The sequence below is a fragment of the Vibrio sp. 10N.247.310.98 genome, from assembly GCF_041467395.1.
Lineage (GTDB): Bacteria > Pseudomonadota > Gammaproteobacteria > Enterobacterales > Vibrionaceae > Vibrio > Vibrio crassostreae_C.
In genome coordinates this window covers 1-1159 of sequence record NZ_JBFSUL010000129.1, presented here as the reverse complement: position 1 = coordinate 1159, position 1159 = coordinate 1, and the positions used below count along the sequence as shown (strand labels likewise).

The window sequence follows — 1159 nt, the reverse complement described above, 5'->3', positions numbered from 1 at the left end:
TAAAGCTCATCCAGTATCGGCTTGGCAAGCGCTTGACGCTCTGCTTTTCGCTCTTCGGCAGGCGCACCTTTTAAGCGCGATTCTATCCCGTAGAGTTTTTGGATTTTAGCCAGCGCCTTATCAGCCTTGCCCGATTTACCTTTCCCTTGAAGCTTTTTAGCATCCATGAACTTGCGACGAGCATGCGCTAAGCACCCCACATTGGTGACTTGATGAAGTCCATCATAGGCCGCGTAGCCATCGGTTTGTAGATAACCGTTGTAGTCACCTAAAAAGTCCACGGGACACGCCCTCGCGCGACTGTTTTGATAGTCGTACAAGGCAATATTTTTCACATTCGGCAGTGCCGCTTCGGGTGAGTCAGCGCCTGAGCAGTAGAGCCACATATAACACTGCTTCTCTTCTTTGAGCACATTGAGCGGCGTTTCATCCGCTTGAACCACCACTTGTTGAAGTAGCTGCTCTTTCAAGGCGGCATACAGCGGGGCGAACTTCTCACTGACTTGGATGACCCACCTAGCCATGGTGGTACGTGATAGCTCGATACCCGACTGGGTAAACAGCGATTCTTGACGATAAAGTGGCATCGCGTATTGGTATTTTCCAAGAATGATGTTGGTCAGCAAACTTTCTGTGGCGAAGCTTTTAGGGATGAGGCTCTGAGGGGATGGCTTCTGAACGATTCGGCTGCTGTCGCCTGTTTTCTCGCACTGGCGGCAAGCGTACTTAGGACGAACATATTCCAACACTTTGAGTACCGCTGGCGTGAACTCTAGCTTCTCGCTGCGGTCTTCCCCGATTTTATGCAGGCTATGATTGCAGCAAGCGCACTGCTTTTCATGGTCGTCTACATCAAGTTCGATAACCTCACGAGGCAAGGTCTTAGGCAGAGGTTTACGTTTACCGCGCTTTTTCGTTGTGGTCGTGGTTGTCACCTCAACCTCGTCTTCTTTAACGGCTTCACATTCCGCTTCGTTGAAGAGGTCACCTTGTGATTCATCGTAAGGCTTTAATGCCTCCGAGCGTTTCGCGAACTGACGGTCGAAGGCGAGTTTGAGTTGTTCAAGCAGCGATTGGCGCTCTTGTTTCCACTCATTTTTCTCCGACATCAGAGCAGCTACCATCGCTTGTAGCTCGGCAACATCTTGGCTTTCTGGGT

At 50.5% G+C, this 1159-nt stretch carries 1 protein-coding gene; it reads right to left on the bottom strand.

What is annotated here, in order from left to right; genetic code table 11:
- On the bottom strand, positions 1–1159 hold a 1159-nt coding region (gene tnpC, locus AB6E78_RS22910), incomplete at both ends, for an IS66 family transposase (protein WP_372153793.1).